Origin of the sequence: Aquimarina brevivitae, assembly GCF_004216895.1 — a bacterium.
In the GTDB taxonomy this organism is placed as follows: Bacteria; Bacteroidota; Bacteroidia; order Flavobacteriales; family Flavobacteriaceae; genus Aquimarina; species Aquimarina brevivitae.
The window spans coordinates 1,170,713-1,185,433 of record NZ_SGXE01000001.1 but is presented as its reverse complement, the minus strand read 5'-3'; the positions used below and the strand labels follow the sequence as shown (position 1 = coordinate 1,185,433).

At 36.3% G+C, this 14,721-nt stretch carries 12 protein-coding genes; 7 read left to right on the top strand and 5 right to left on the bottom strand.

The features are described 5' to 3' along the window. Positions 1 to 36: 36 nt before the first annotated feature. The 4 genes from porK to EV197_RS05000 all read right to left on the bottom strand — a co-directional run bounded on the left by porK (position 37) and on the right by EV197_RS05000 (position 6,064). Positions 37 to 1,407 carry a T9SS ring complex lipoprotein PorK/GldK gene (porK, locus tag EV197_RS05015; protein ID WP_130285632.1) on the bottom strand — a complete coding sequence of 457 codons (1,371 nt, stop codon included), beginning with the start codon at positions 1,405 to 1,407 and terminating at the stop codon, positions 37 to 39. Positions 1,408 to 1,517: 110 nt separating this feature from the next. Next, positions 1,518 to 2,681 (bottom strand): formimidoylglutamase, encoded by a 1,164-nt coding sequence (locus EV197_RS05010; protein ID WP_130285631.1) that lies wholly within the window; start codon positions 2,679 to 2,681, stop codon positions 1,518 to 1,520. A gap of 3 nt (positions 2,682 to 2,684) precedes the next feature. Further along, positions 2,685 to 5,171, bottom strand: a complete 2,487-nt coding sequence (topA, locus tag EV197_RS05005) for a type I DNA topoisomerase (protein ID WP_130285630.1) — start codon at positions 5,169 to 5,171, stop codon at positions 2,685 to 2,687. Between the two features lie 107 nt (positions 5,172 to 5,278). Next, a complete protein-coding gene (locus EV197_RS05000; protein ID WP_130285629.1) occupies positions 5,279 to 6,064 on the bottom strand; it encodes a hypothetical protein in 786 nt (261 codons plus the stop codon). 123 nt (positions 6,065 to 6,187) lie between these two features. Between EV197_RS05000 and miaB the strand changes: the two genes are divergently transcribed. From miaB to groL, 7 genes are all read left to right on the top strand, one after another. Then, positions 6,188 to 7,633 (top strand): tRNA (N6-isopentenyl adenosine(37)-C2)-methylthiotransferase MiaB, encoded by a 1,446-nt coding sequence (gene miaB, locus EV197_RS04995; RefSeq protein ID WP_130285628.1) that lies wholly within the window; start codon positions 6,188 to 6,190, stop codon positions 7,631 to 7,633. 18 nt (positions 7,634 to 7,651) lie between these two features. After that, on the top strand, positions 7,652 to 8,917 hold the full coding sequence (locus EV197_RS04990) for a sigma-54 interaction domain-containing protein (protein WP_130285627.1): 1,266 nt from the start codon (positions 7,652 to 7,654) through the stop codon (positions 8,915 to 8,917). A 62-nt stretch (positions 8,918 to 8,979) separates the two neighbouring features. Continuing rightward, entirely contained in the window at positions 8,980 to 9,486 is a 507-nt protein-coding gene (locus tag EV197_RS04985) for an LptE family protein (protein ID WP_130285626.1), read from the top strand. A 31-nt stretch (positions 9,487 to 9,517) separates the two neighbouring features. After that, the gene (locus tag EV197_RS04980) at positions 9,518 to 10,462 is read left to right on the top strand and encodes a hypothetical protein (RefSeq protein ID WP_130285625.1); all 945 of its coding nucleotides are present in this window, start codon (positions 9,518 to 9,520) and stop codon (positions 10,460 to 10,462) included. Positions 10,463 to 10,471: 9 nt separating this feature from the next. Continuing rightward, a complete protein-coding gene (gene secG, locus EV197_RS04975) occupies positions 10,472 to 10,792 on the top strand; it encodes a preprotein translocase subunit SecG (protein WP_130285624.1) in 321 nt (106 codons plus the stop codon). 158 nt (positions 10,793 to 10,950) lie between these two features. Further along, complete coding sequence (locus EV197_RS04970) at positions 10,951 to 11,226, top strand: co-chaperone GroES (protein ID WP_130285623.1); 276 nt, start codon at positions 10,951 to 10,953, stop codon at positions 11,224 to 11,226. 100 nt (positions 11,227 to 11,326) lie between these two features. Beyond that, complete coding sequence (gene groL / locus EV197_RS04965) at positions 11,327 to 12,967, top strand: chaperonin GroEL (RefSeq protein WP_130285622.1); 1,641 nt, start codon at positions 11,327 to 11,329, stop codon at positions 12,965 to 12,967. A gap of 86 nt (positions 12,968 to 13,053) precedes the next feature. Here the strand turns inward: groL and EV197_RS04960 are convergent, their stop codons facing one another. Continuing rightward, positions 13,054 to 14,529 carry a helix-turn-helix domain-containing protein gene (locus tag EV197_RS04960; RefSeq protein WP_130286191.1) on the bottom strand — a complete coding sequence of 492 codons (1,476 nt, stop codon included), beginning with the start codon at positions 14,527 to 14,529 and terminating at the stop codon, positions 13,054 to 13,056. Positions 14,530 to 14,721: the final 192 nt, after the last annotated feature.

Below are 14,721 nucleotides of genomic sequence, written 5' to 3'. Positions count from 1 at the left end.
GTAATTTAAGATATTGATAGATTAATTTTGGGACTTCTATTTATTAATTGCGTTATCTTCTCCAGTTACATCAGTACCCATATAATCCTGTACTGTTCTGAATCCAATATAACTTCTTGCAGAGTCAGCATACTCATAGTCTCTGGTACTTACCTGTAAGAAGTAAGCTACGTCTTTCCAAGAGCCTCCTCGAACAACTTTACGTTTGTTATCGTCGTCATTAACGTTCGGGTTCATTGAAGAAACATATTCGTAGGCTGATGGATCATAAGAGGATTGTACCCACTCTGATACATTACCTGCCATATTGTATAAACCATAATCATTGGCATCAAATGAATCTGCTTCTACAGTATATAAGAAGTTATCTGCTGCATAATTTCCTCTCAGAGGCTTGAAATTAGCTAAGAAACAACCTCTATCATTTAGTGCATAAGGGCCACCCCAAGGGTAGGTTGAGGACTCCAGTCCTCCTCTTGCGGCATATTCCCATTCTGCTTCTGTAGGCAGTCTGAAATAGTTTACAAATTCTTTATCTCTTCTCTTTTGATATGTATTTTTTTCTATAGTTCTCCAACGACAAAAAGCTTTTGCCTGTTCCCAAGACACACCAACTACTGGATAATCATCATATGCACTATGCCAGAAGTAATCGTTGTGCATTGGCTCATTGTAGGAATAGCTAAAATCTTTGATCCAAACCGTTGTATCTGGGTACACCTCTATAATTTCTTCTTTCACGAAGTCCTTACGTCTACCCTGCTTAGCACGAGCAGCAGCCTGAATATCCATCCAGGTAGATCTAAACTTTAATTTACTTACATCTAGTGTTCTTCGACCGTTGTATGATTCTTCTAATGGAATATACATCGTATCCATAACCTCAGCATAGTATTCATCTGGATAATCTTCAACATCCCAAATGATATCTACGTCTTTATTTAGCTTTCTTCCTTCGTATCCTGTTGCGCCTATACCGCTGTAATTTTCATACATGTACTTTTCATATACAGACATATCACTGGTATCTGCATCCTGAAATGCGTATTCTCCAATACCTCCATCATCTGGTATTTTACCTAGATCGTCTGCCATAATAGCTAAACGTGTTCTAATGATAGAATCACGAACCCAATTAACAAATTGTCTATACTCGCTGTTGGTAATTTCAGTTTCGTCCATATAGAAAGATCGGACTGTCACTGTTTTGGTAGGGGCATTGGACAAATGAGCTTTGTCATCATCTGACTTACCCATAATGAAAGAACCTCCGGGAATTAATGCCATTCCATAAGGCTTTTCGGGATGCCACTTTTTACCTTTTGCTCCTACTAGCTCTCCGCGGCTTCCTCCACCGCAACTGTAAAGCACTACTGCAATAGCAAAGAGTGATACAAATTTCTTCATAACTTGTTTTAGGTTAAGATCTTCTAGATTTAAGGAGTCAAACCTATTTATTTATTTTCAGAAAAAAAAATTTTTTCTAAAAAAAACCTTAAATCCTCTTAATATAAATGTTAAACTTCATTTTTGCGCTTGGCCTTGTACCATCTTTCAGGTATTTCCTGGTTACAAGCGCGCTCATAATCATTGTATGTGCAAGGTAATAACGTGTGTCTTTTCAATTTATTATCTGAATTTGAGATAAAAGGTATTTCTATCCACCATCTTTCTGTTTTTGGGCTTTTATAGAAGGATAAAATCTCATCTTCTATGGGAACATTATAATGTAAAGTATCTGCTTTTTCTATAATGTTAAGTTCATTTGATCTATAATTAATCCCTTCAATAAAATACCAAAGCATCTGAGCGATTAGCGAACACGTCGTTTCTTCGTTTTTAAAATTTTTGAATTCATAAATACCAAAGCTCTTAACCTTATCACTAATACCCGCATATCTAGCTATTGCACAAATTTCTCTACCATCAAAACCATTTGGCGATGCCATAGGGTTTTGCAAACACGTCGAATTTATAGCCTGAAGATCTAAACAAACAATATCCGCATCTCGCATAATGGGCTCTACAACCGTTATATCGTTAGTTACCTCTCCTAATCTATAGGCATCAAAATATAACTTTTCCATCAAATCGATCTCTTCCTGAGAGTTATAATACGTTTGATACCCTAAGTTACTATAATTAAATAAATTATAAGGCTGATTTACAATAATTTTTCCTACGAAAGAAGTGTTATTGATTGGCTCAGCTGAATTCCCTAAATCAAATCTGCTATCGATATTAACCAAATTGACCATGCGTTCCAGCGCATCAAAAGCTCTGTACTGGGCGTAAACTAGGTCTTGACTACCACCTAATAGTATCGGAATAATATTCTTTTTAAGTAAATCAGCTACTACTTCCTGAATCAAATAATAGGTGTCGGTCACCTGCTCTCCGGGATTAATGTCACCGAGGTCTACGATTTTTGTGTTCCAATTACCCGGAAACAAATTATACAAAGACTTTCGTACGGTATCAAAGGAAACGGAAGCACCCATATAGTTAAGATCATTTCTGTTTTCCTTTATTCCTAAAAGAGCTACTTGAACATCATTCAATTCTGGCAAACCAGACTCCTTGGAGTGGATTTTTATAACATTACCCAAAGCATATTCTGAAACGATAGCGGAATGAGCTATTACGCTATCACTTACCGGTGATAGAAATTCATAGGACATGAACTATTTCTTTTTCGTTGACTTTTTCTTTTTTGTGGTTTTCTTAGGAGCTTTCTTTTCTATTAAGTCTTTTACTTTCTCCAAAGTAAGCTTGGTGGCGTCTACAGTTTTAGGTAATTCGATTTTGGTCTTACCTTTTATAATATTGCTTCTACCCCATCTTGCTTTTTCTACACGAATGCCTTCTTCTTCCCAATTATGAATAATCTTATCTATTTCTTTTTGTTTCTTATCCTCAATTAGTTGAATAATGTCCGCTTCAGAAAGGTTATCAAAGTCATACTTTTTGTTGACATTAATAAACATATTATTCCATTTGATAAAAGGACCAAATCTACCTTTTCCTTTGGTTACCGGAAGATTTTCGTAGGTATAAATAGGAGCGTCTGCTTTCTCCTTTTCCTTAATAAGCTCGTATGCGCGCTCCAAACTAATATCTAAGGGATCTTCGCCTTTAGCCAACGACACAAACTTTTCTCCGTAGCGAACATAAGGTCCAAAACGACCATTATTAACGGTGACCGTTTCTCCTTTATATTGTCCTAATTCTTTGGGCAACTTAAAAAGATCTAAGGCTTCTTCAAAAGTGATACTACTTAAGGTTTGACCGGGCCCAAGACTAGCAAACTGTGGTTTCTCTTCATCCTCGGCACTGCCAATCTGCACCATAGGACCAAATTTACCGAGGCGTACGCTAACCACTTTACCTGTATTTGGGTCATCCCCTAGAATTCGCTCTCCTACTTCTCTTTCTGCATTTTCTGCAACATCTTGAACCTTAGGATGAAATTCTTCGTAAAAGTCCTTCATTACCGCTGTCCAGTCCTCTTGTCCCTCAGCGATTTCGTCAAAATCCTGCTCTACTTTTGCCGTAAAATTATAATCCAATATAGTTGAGAAGTGATTCACTAAAAAATCATTGACTACCATCCCAACATCCGTTGGAATGAGTTTACCTTTATCACTACCCACCTTTTCAGTAAGTTTCATTTCTTGTATAGTGCTAGAACTGAGAGTTAATTGTACATAATTTCGTTCTTCACCTTCTTTAGCTCCTTTTTCGATATAATTTCGATTTTGTATCGTAGAGATCGTAGGTGCATAAGTAGATGGACGTCCAATACCTAATTCTTCGAGCTTTTTTACCAATGACGCTTCCGTATAACGACTTGGCGGTCGGGTAAATCTTTCGGTAGCTGTGATATAATTATTGAACAAGGCCTCGTTGGTCTTCATTGCAGGTAAGATACCATCCTGCTCCTCATCTTCGTCATCACTACCTTCTAGATACACCTTAAGAAAACCTTCAAACTTTATTACCTCGCCACTTGCAGAAAAATATTGATCGTGTTTATCTGCCTCAATTTTTACATTGGTACGCTCTAGTTGCGCATCGCTCATCTGAGATGCAATAGCGCGTTTCCAGATCAATTCATATAATCGTTGCTGATCCCCATCTACATTTATAGTATGCTTGGCAAAATCTGTTGGTCGAATGGCCTCGTGAGCTTCCTGTGCTCCTTTAGCTTTTCCTTTATATTTTCTAGGCTTACTAAACTCTTTACCATAAGCTGCCAGGATTTCTCCTTTAGCCCCTTTTTGTGCTTCTTCGGATAGGTTTACACTATCCGTTCTCATATAGGTAATATGCCCCGCTTCATATAAACGTTGCGCTAATGTCATCGTTTTACTAACGGAAAAATATAATTTTCGCGATGCCTCTTGTTGTAAGGTCGATGTGGTAAAGGGAGGTGCTGGCGATTTTTTAGCGGGTTTGGTTGTTAGGTCAGCTACTTTGAAATTAGCCCCTTTATTTTTTTCAAGAAAAGTCTTAGCTTCCTTTTGACTAGCAAGGTTTTTAGGTAATTTGACCTTGAAAGACTTTCCTTCTTCATTGGCAAACTCAGCATCTACTCTAAACGATGCTTCTGGTTCAAAATCTAGTATTTCACGTTCGCGCTCTACAATCAATCGAACAGATACTGACTGCACTCTACCTGCTGATAGCCCTCCTTTAACTTTTCGCCATAAAACCGGAGAAAGCTCATACCCTACTAATCGATCTAAAACCCTACGAGCTTGCTGTGCATTTACAAGATTATAATCGATCTTTCTCGGATTCTCTATCGCTTTAATGATGGCATTTTTAGTAATCTCGTGAAAAACAATCCTTCTTGTCTTCTTTTCATCTAATTTCAATTCTTCTGCTAAATGCCAGGCTATTGCTTCTCCTTCTCGGTCCTCATCACTAGCAAGCCAAACCATCTCTGCCTTCTTAGAAAGATCTTTCAGCTTTTTTACAACGTCTTTTTTGTCCTTAGATACTATATATTTTGGCTTAAAGTCACCGTCTACATCTACCCCCAATTCCTTGGCAGGTAAATCTGCAATATGCCCAAAACTTGAAGCTACCTTATAATCTTTTCCAAGGAATTTTTCTATCGTTTTGGCCTTTGCTGGCGACTCGACAATTACTAAATTCTTAGCCATAGTTGTTGTTTTTCTGAGAACAAAAGTATATCAATTTTTTTTATCCTTAATTTAATATAAAATTTTTATACAAAAAAAGCCTAATTCTAATTAGGCCTTTTTCTGTTTTAATCTATTAAAATGTTACTAGTACTATTTGATTGCTCAGTGTCGAAACCTATGGCATCTTTATAGACATAATATATGGGAAGGTACATAAATGAGGCGGTGAAAAATACACCAATACCACAAAGTATAAAACCTAATTGCGCAAAAAATCCTGAAATAAACATTAATCCGAAAATAATCAACCAATATTTATTACCTAATTTAAAGCTTGCCTTAATAATATCCCCTACAGAGAGCTCAGGGTTGAAGGTAAATATGACTAAAAACAGATTAAGTGGAACGATGACATAAAATAATGGTAGGTAACATAATAGCATAGCTAAGAGGGCTATACCAAAACTGGCCAAAACCAACATTAATAATTTACCCAAATATCTTTTCTTAAAAAAGAAAAAATACTTGGAATCTTGTTGCTGCTCCAAATCTACCTGCTTGCACACTTTAAAAAAATGAGCTTGTATTGCTAACTGAAGCGTACCCCCAATAAAGGCCAAGAAAATTACCAATAAAATCATTCCGACAAGCATACCTACTGAAGCCACTTCTAATTCTGGCCCATGACCGTCATAATATGCATTGTATTGCTTATTTTCAAATGCAACAGCAGTTGCTATAATAGGAATGTAGGTAATAATTATAATAGGTAGTGTTACTACTAAATTTATGAGAATATGTAAAAAACCCTGCACCCAAACCTTTTTGAAGAGCTCAAAACTTTTACTAAAAATATCCCCAAAATCTAGATTACCACTACTTTCTATCTTCTCAAATATATCTTGTCGCATTATTATCGATTTTAAAATCGCTAAGATGATGATTTTTTTATTAAAATTAAATTCTGCCACTTTGGCAGATAGCAATTAAAAAGTATCTTTGCGAACTATTTGACCCCATTATTAAATGAATTTATGGAGAAGACAATTGACGAAAAGATACAGGGAACACCGTTAATCCTAGATCAAAATAAAGAAAATACCCGAAAGCTCTTTATAGAGAGCTATGGTTGCCAGATGAACTTTAGCGATAGTGAGATCGTAGCATCTATCTTGGCTAAAGAAGGATTTAACACCACCCAAAACCTGGAAGATGCTGATTTGGTTTTGGTCAACACTTGTTCGATTAGAGAAAAGGCGGAACAAACGGTAAGAAAGCGTTTAGAAAAATATAATGCCGTTAAAAAAATCAATCCCAGAATGAAAGTTGGCGTGCTGGGATGTATGGCAGAGCGATTGAAAAGTAAATTTCTGGAAGAAGAAAAAATTGTTGATTTAGTAGTGGGACCAGATGCGTATAAAGATTTACCTAACTTAATCGAAGAGGTAGATGCCGGCAGAAATGCTGTCAACGTAATCCTATCCAAAGAAGAAACCTATGGGGATATTGCACCCGTTCGTTTACAAAGTAACGGCGTATCTGCATTTGTGTCGATAACCAGGGGTTGCGATAATATGTGTACATTTTGCGTTGTCCCTTTTACAAGAGGTAGAGAACGAAGCAGAGATCCACAGAGTATTATTAGTGAAATTGAAGATTTAGTTAATAAAAACTTTAAAGAAATCACCTTATTAGGTCAAAATGTAGATAGTTATTTATGGTATGGTGGCGGTCTCAAAAAAGATTTTGAAAAAGCTAGTGATTTTCAAAAAGCAACAGCAGTCAATTTTTCTAAATTATTAGATATGGTTGCTGCCAAATTCCCAAAATTAAGGATACGCTTTACCACCTCTAACCCACAGGATATGACCTTAGATGTGATCAAAGTAATGGCCAAACATAAAAATATATGCAAGTATATTCACTTGCCTATTCAAAGTGGAAGCAATCGTATTTTAAAAGAAATGAATCGCCTACACACCCGTGAGGAATATTTCGAACTAATAGATAACATCAAAACAATCATCCCAGATTGTGCGATATCACAAGATATTATAACTGGGTTCCCTACGGAAACCGAGGAAGATCACAAAGACACACTATCCTTAATGGAGTATGTAAAATACGATTATGGATTTATGTTTGCTTACTCTGAACGACCCGGTACCTTAGCTGCTCGTAAAATGGAAGATGACGTTCCTGAAGACGTTAAAAAACGTAGACTTGCAGAAATCATTGAATTACAAAGGAACCATAGCGAAGAAAGGCACCAGGCTTACCTGGGGAAAACAGTAGAAATTCTTATTGAAAAAGAATCTAAAAAGTCAGATCAACATTGGAGCGGAAGAACAACACAAAATACGGTGGCTGTATTTCCAAAAGAACAGTATAAAATTGGTGATTTTGTAATGGTAGAAATAGAAGATTGTACCAGTGCTACATTACTAGGTAAGGCTGTAGGTTACTCCGACAACAACTAAAATTACATCAACGAATCTATGGAATCAGTTCAGGCCATAAAACAACGCTTTGGTATTATAGGGAATGACCCTAAGTTAAATCGAGCTATCGAAAAAGCCATTCAGGTATCACCTACGGATATTTCTGTATTGGTCACTGGAGAAAGCGGTGTTGGTAAAGAAAGTGTTCCTAAGATTATTCATTCGCTTTCGCATCGCAAGCACGGCAAATATATCGCCGTAAACTGTGGAGCAATACCTGAGGGTACTATAGATAGCGAACTTTTTGGCCACGAAAAAGGAGCCTTTACAGGAGCTACTCAAACCCGAAGCGGTTACTTTGAAGTAGCCGATGGGGGAACTATCTTTTTAGATGAAGTAGGAGAATTACCGCTTACTACACAGGTTAGACTTCTTCGTGTTTTAGAAAACGGAGAATTTATTAAAGTTGGATCTTCTAAAGTCCAAAAAACTAATGTCCGCATTGTTGCTGCAACAAACGTTAATATGTTTGAGGCTATCAAAAAAGAAAAGTTTAGAGAAGATCTATACTACCGGCTTAGCACTGTAGAAATTATGTTGCCACCTCTGCGAGAACGAAAAGAAGACATTCATTTGTTATTTAGAAAGTTTGCTTCTGATTTTGCAACCAAATATAAAATGCCTACCATTCGCTTGGAAGACGATGCGGTATTATTGCTAGAAAAATACCACTGGAGCGGTAACATCAGGCAATTACGCAACATTGCTGAGCAAATATCAGTCCTTGAACAAAACAGAACAATCACCGCCAGTGTACTGAGTGGTTATCTACCAAATATTGGTAGTAACCTACCCGCAATTATTGCCAATAAAAAGCAAGAAAGTGATTTTAGTAACGAAAGAGAGATATTGTACAAGGTACTCTTTGATATGAAAAATGATCTTAATGACCTAAAGAAACTAACCATGGAGCTCATGCGAAGTGGTAACTCTCAACAGGTACAGAAAGATAATGAAAATTTAATCCGAAAAATTTATGGGGATGATGATGAGGAAGAAATAGCTTACGAAGAACCCGTTAGCCAACAACCAGCGGAGTTATTACAAATTGAAAACCCCGCACCTCAACCCAAACCAGAAGAAGATAAATATCATTTTGCTGAAGAAATCGAGGAAGAAGAAACACTATCCTTACAAGATAAAGAAATCGAACTCATCAAAAAATCATTAGAGCGGCACAACGGAAAACGAAAAGCCGCAGCCGAAGAATTAGGAATAAGTGAACGAACGCTTTATAGAAAAATAAAACAATATGATTTGTAACTAGTAAAGGATAAGGTACTTATCTTTATTTGCCGTTTCAAATCAAAGCCAAATTAAAACTAGTGAAAAACTTTTTAGCTTCTATAGTATTATTAGCAGTAGCCGTCAGCATTTATAGTTGTGGCGCGTACTCATTTACAGGTATTTCTGTTTCGCCTGAGGTCAAGACCTTTCAGGTAAACTTTTTTCAAAATCAAGCACCTATCGTTCGACCAGGAATTGACCAACGTTTTACCAATGAGCTACAAGACCTTATACAAGATCAAACCAACCTTACCTTGGTTACCACAAACGGCGATATTGTATATGAAGGAGAGATTGTACAGTATAACGTAGCTCCTATGACAGCTACTTCTCAAAGTACAGCTGCCCAAAGTAGATTGACAATTGCGGTTAATGTACGATTCTATGACAGTAAAGATCCAAAACAAGATTTAGAACAGCGATTTTCATTTTTCTATGACTTTGATGCAGCACGAACTGAAAATGAAATCCAACAAGAGGCACTGGATGAGATATATACGAGATTGACTCAAGATATATTTAATGCAACCTTAGCAAGGTGGTAATACAGTTAATTTCAAAAAAGAATAAATTGCTTTGACAGCCAAAGAACTTACATATTTGCTCAATAGCCCAGAAAAGCTAAAAAAAGATCAAATCAAAGATCTGGAGAAGTTAATTGCTACTTTTCCTTATTTTCAAGCTGCACGAGTGCTGTCACTAAAGCTATTAAAAGATCAACAAAGTTACCGATATAATCAAGAGTTACGAAAAACTGCAGCCTATACTATAGATCGCGAAGTTTTATTTGACTTTATCACATCATCTTCTTTTACTGAAAGTGAAATAACCAAAGAAAAACCGAAGAAAGAAGATATCGCTGTAATTGATGCCGAAGAAATCAAGGTTTTAGAACGCATTTCAATTGACGAGGCTGTAAAAATGAACATCGAAGAAGCTGAAGAAGTTTTGGACCCTTCGCTTTTTACCAATGCTACGGAAGAAGATAAAGAGCAGCAAGTAAGTAGCCAGGAGGAAGAAGGTGTTACAGAAGAAGGTGTTACAGAAGATCCAAAAGCGATTTTGAAAATCAACAGCCCGCTGGAGTTTGATAAGAAGGAAAATCACTCTTTTGTTGAGTGGTTGCGCTTAACGAATGCAGCACCAATTGAAAGGGAATCCGAGCCAGCTAAAGAAGAAAAAACAGATATCAAGGAAACTCAATCAGATACGACATCAACGGATACCACGACAACTAACATTCCGATCGAAAAGAAATTCGAATTGATAGATGATTTTATTGCGAATAATCCCAAAATTAAACCTGCAGCTAAAAACTCAGCTATTAAAAACTTAGCTAAAGATAATCAAATAGCTCCAGATGAGCTGATGACAGAGACTTTAGCCAAAGTTTATCTTGCACAAAACAACTATAAAAAAGCAATACAAGCATATAAAATATTAATTTTGAAAAATCCCGAAAAAAGTGGTTTCTTTGCAGACCAAATTCGGGCAATAGAAAAGTTACAAGAAAATAAATAACATATACTAATGACAACGTTTACAATTTTTTTAGGTCTTATCGTCATTGTGTCATTTCTACTTATTGTAGTAATTATGGTACAAAATCCTAAAGGTGGAGGGTTATCTTCTTCTTTTGGTGGAGGCGCTGGTCAGCAGTTAGGTGGTGTAAAAAAGACTACAGACTTTTTAGACAAAAGTACGTGGGCACTAGCTACATTACTTTTAGTACTTATCCTGCTATCCAATATCAATTTGATGAGTGACACTACAGCAGAATCACAGGTAGATACAGATCAAGTACCTGTTCAAACAGCTCCTGTAAACCCAGAAAACGAAACAAACGAATAGTCCTTGATAAAGAACTAACTTTTAAAAATGCCGACTTTATGACAAGTCGGCATTTTTTATTTCAATTTGTCAGTATAATTGACGTGGCATAATTTCTGAATAACAGGCAACAGAATATTTCATTTAAATTTTAATAATAAAAATAAAATCAAATCATAATGGGATTAAATATTAAACCGCTATCGGATCGTGTGGTAGTAGAGCCTCTTCCGGCAGAAACAAAAACAGCTTCAGGATTATTCATCCCTGACTCAGCTCAAGAAAAACCTCAAAAGGGTAAAATTGCAGCTGTTGGTAACGGTAAAAAAGACCACGAAATGACTGTAAAAGTGGGTGATACTGTATTATATGGTAAATACGCCGGTACAGAATTAAAATTAGATGGAAAAGATTACCTAATTATGCGAGAGGATGACATCCTTGCTATCGTGTAAATTTCACTCTTAACTTAATTACTAACCTAAAAATGTCCTAGTTCGCAATAGCTAACAGGATCACATTGAGCAATCAATTCAAAAAAATTAAAATTCAATTATGGCTAAAGACATAAAATTTGATATAGACGCAAGAGATGGTATCAAAAGAGGAGTAGATGCCCTTGCTAACGCAGTAAAAGTTACTTTAGGACCAAAAGGTCGTAACGTAATTATTAGTAAATCATTTGGAGCCCCGACAGTAACTAAAGACGGAGTTTCTGTAGCAAAAGAAGTAGAGCTAGAGGATGCTTTAGAAAATATGGGAGCACAGATGGTAAAAGAAGTAGCTTCTAAGACCAATGATCTTGCTGGTGATGGAACCACCACTGCAACGGTTTTAGCGCAAGCTATCGTAAAAGAAGGTCTTAAAAACGTAGCTGCCGGTGCTAACCCTATGGATCTTAAAAGAGGGATCGACAAAGCGGTAAGTGCAATTACCAAAGATCTTGAAAAACAAATGAAAGAAGTAGGTAGCTCCTCTGATAAAATTAAGCAGGTAGCAGCTATTTCTGCTAACAATGACGAAACTATTGGAGACCTTATTGCCAAAGCTTTTGATAAAGTAGGTAAAGAAGGGGTAATCACTGTAGAAGAAGCAAAAGGTACAGATACTTATGTAGATGTAGTAGAAGGAATGCAATTTGACAGAGGATACCTTTCTCCATACTTTGTAACCAATAGCGAAAAAATGACTACTGAATTAGAGAATCCTTATATTCTTTTATTCGATAAGAAAATTTCGGCTATGAAGGACTTATTACCTGTACTAGAGCCAGTAGCTCAGTCTGGTAAGCCACTTTTAATCATCGCAGAAGATGTAGACGGCGAAGCTTTAGCTACTCTAGTAGTTAACAAATTACGTGGTGCATTAAAAATTGCAGCAGTAAAAGCGCCAGGATTTGGTGATAGAAGAAAAGCGATGTTAGAGGATATCGCCATCTTAACTGGTGGAACTGTAATCTCTGAAGAAAGAGGATTTACTTTAGAGAACGCGACCATAGAACAATTAGGAACTGCAGAAAAAGTAGCTATCGATAAAGATAATACTACAGTAGTTAATGGTGCAGGTGATGAAGAAATGATTAAAAACCGTGTTAATCAAATTAAGTCGCAAATTGAAACAACCACATCAGACTACGACAAAGAAAAATTACAGGAGCGTTTAGCTAAATTAGCAGGTGGTGTTGCTGTATTATATGTAGGTGCTGCTTCTGAGGTAGAAATGAAGGAGAAAAAGGATCGTGTAGACGATGCATTACACGCTACAAGAGCCGCTGTAGAAGAAGGAATCGTTGCAGGAGGTGGAGTTGCTTTAGTTAGAGCAAAAGCCGCTTTAGATAAAATCAAAACAGAAAATAACGATGAAGCTACAGGCGTACAAATTGTAAACCGAGCTATTGAATCTCCATTACGTACGATTGTTGAAAACGCTGGTGGCGAAGGTTCTGTAGTGATTGCTAAGGTACTCGAAGGCAAAGGTGACTTTGGATATGATGCCAAGACAGAAACCTATGTAGATATGTTAAAAGCTGGTATCATTGATCCTAAGAAAGTAACTAGAGTAGCTTTAGAAAACGCTGCTTCGGTTTCTGGAATGATTTTAACCACCGAGTGTGCTTTAACAGACATTAAAGAAGATGCTCCTGCTGGAGGAGGCGGAATGCCACCAATGGGCGGAGGTATGCCAGGAATGATGTAATATTTCATTTCGGAAATTAAAACACATATTAAAAACCCTGCTCTTTGTTCAGAGCAGGGTTTTTACATTTAGATAAATTAATACCTTTAAGAATACGCCTTAATTAATTCGTTGACAAGCTTTGCAGTCTTTTTGTTTTTCTCCTTCGCTATAATTCGCTTTGGCGGTGCCTTTCGAACCTCACAATCCTGCAATGAACAAGTTTCGCAGGTTACTCCCACTTTGACCTTAGGGATCTTAGGATCATTAACGAACTTTATTTTTTTCTCCAATGCAGGAGAAATTAAAAAACCAATACCAATACTTCTATAATAGTCTTCTCTAAACGGATCTGGTGTTGCAGAGGTAAATACTAAGTACTGTTGATCTGTATCTACATAATCCGATATCTGTATATTGAACGCATAGTCTAACTTTTCGTCAACGGTGCGCTGTAGCGTTTTAATAGCCATCCAACGGCGACAATAATGTTCATTGATTTCATTGGCGCGTGGCTGCTGCTGATGCGTAATATGAAGTTCCTTGACCAAATTGTATTTTTCGGTTCCTTTTTTATGTGTAAATCGCAAAAAGAATACATTCTGCATACCAAAGTCCTTTGGTAATATATTGGTCAATCGCTGATAAAATGACTCTGGTGAAGCATTGTATAGCCCCATAATCTCATGAAAGATCGTCTCAGAAAACTGTTGAGGTTCAAACAACTTTTTCAAATTATTTTTCAGGTGATTTCTCGGAATAATTAAGGCTCCGGCAAAATAAGAAGCATAAAAATTATTTAGTACCTCTTCAAAGTCATTATATTTTATCCAACTAAAGGTATAGGGCCTTTCTTTAATTTCTAAATATTGATAACCTAACTCTTTGGCAAAAATGAAGGTCTTTTGCGCTTCATCAACACGATCCGATAGTAAGAGCGTTCTTGTTTTGGGAATAAATACACAGCGTAGGTTTTCTAATTCTTCTTGTTTTGGGATACCTCCTAGATTAATAGTATATCCAAATTCTTCAGTCAGAATTTCTTTGAGCTCCTCAGCAGTAATATTACCTTCTAAATCTATTTGATAAGAATTTGCAAACCGAATAACCGTTTCTTCCAGATCTTTAAAATAATTATTATGCGCTTCTTGATAAGAACGCAAAGAGGCCAAATAAAATCCCTCCCTACTCATATTATAGTGCTGTGCAATTTCAATAATAGTACTGATAAAAGCATTTACCTTAGATGGAGCATTCGCTATAATATCAATTAAATCACTTTGTTGTATCCCAAAAAGCTCTAAAGGAATTTCATCCAGTATCCCAGATTGTAAAATTTCTCCAATCGGGGCAAGATTTTTATCCAGTTTCAACGAAACTAATTGGTCATAAGGCACCTCTAAAGTTTCTGAAAGCTTAATAATTTTATCCGTTTTAGGATATTTCTTTCCCTTTTCTATTTCATTAAGATAGGACTTAGACAATCCACTTAACTTAGATAATCCAAATAAAGACAAATCCTTATCGGTTCGTATCTGCTTGATTTTCAAGCCAAAAATAAGCCTGATGTATTCTTCTTCTATTGCCATAACTCAAAAATAATGTTTTTTGCGTAAAAAAGGAAAAAAGAAAAAATTCACATTTAGCGAACGTTCGCTTGTTTTATAAAAAACTTTTTTTTAATATTGTCCTATAATTAATCAAATAGCCGATTACAGCTTGAGAAAAACAAGGTGATTAAGAACGTATAACAGCATTAATCCCAAATTAATTTT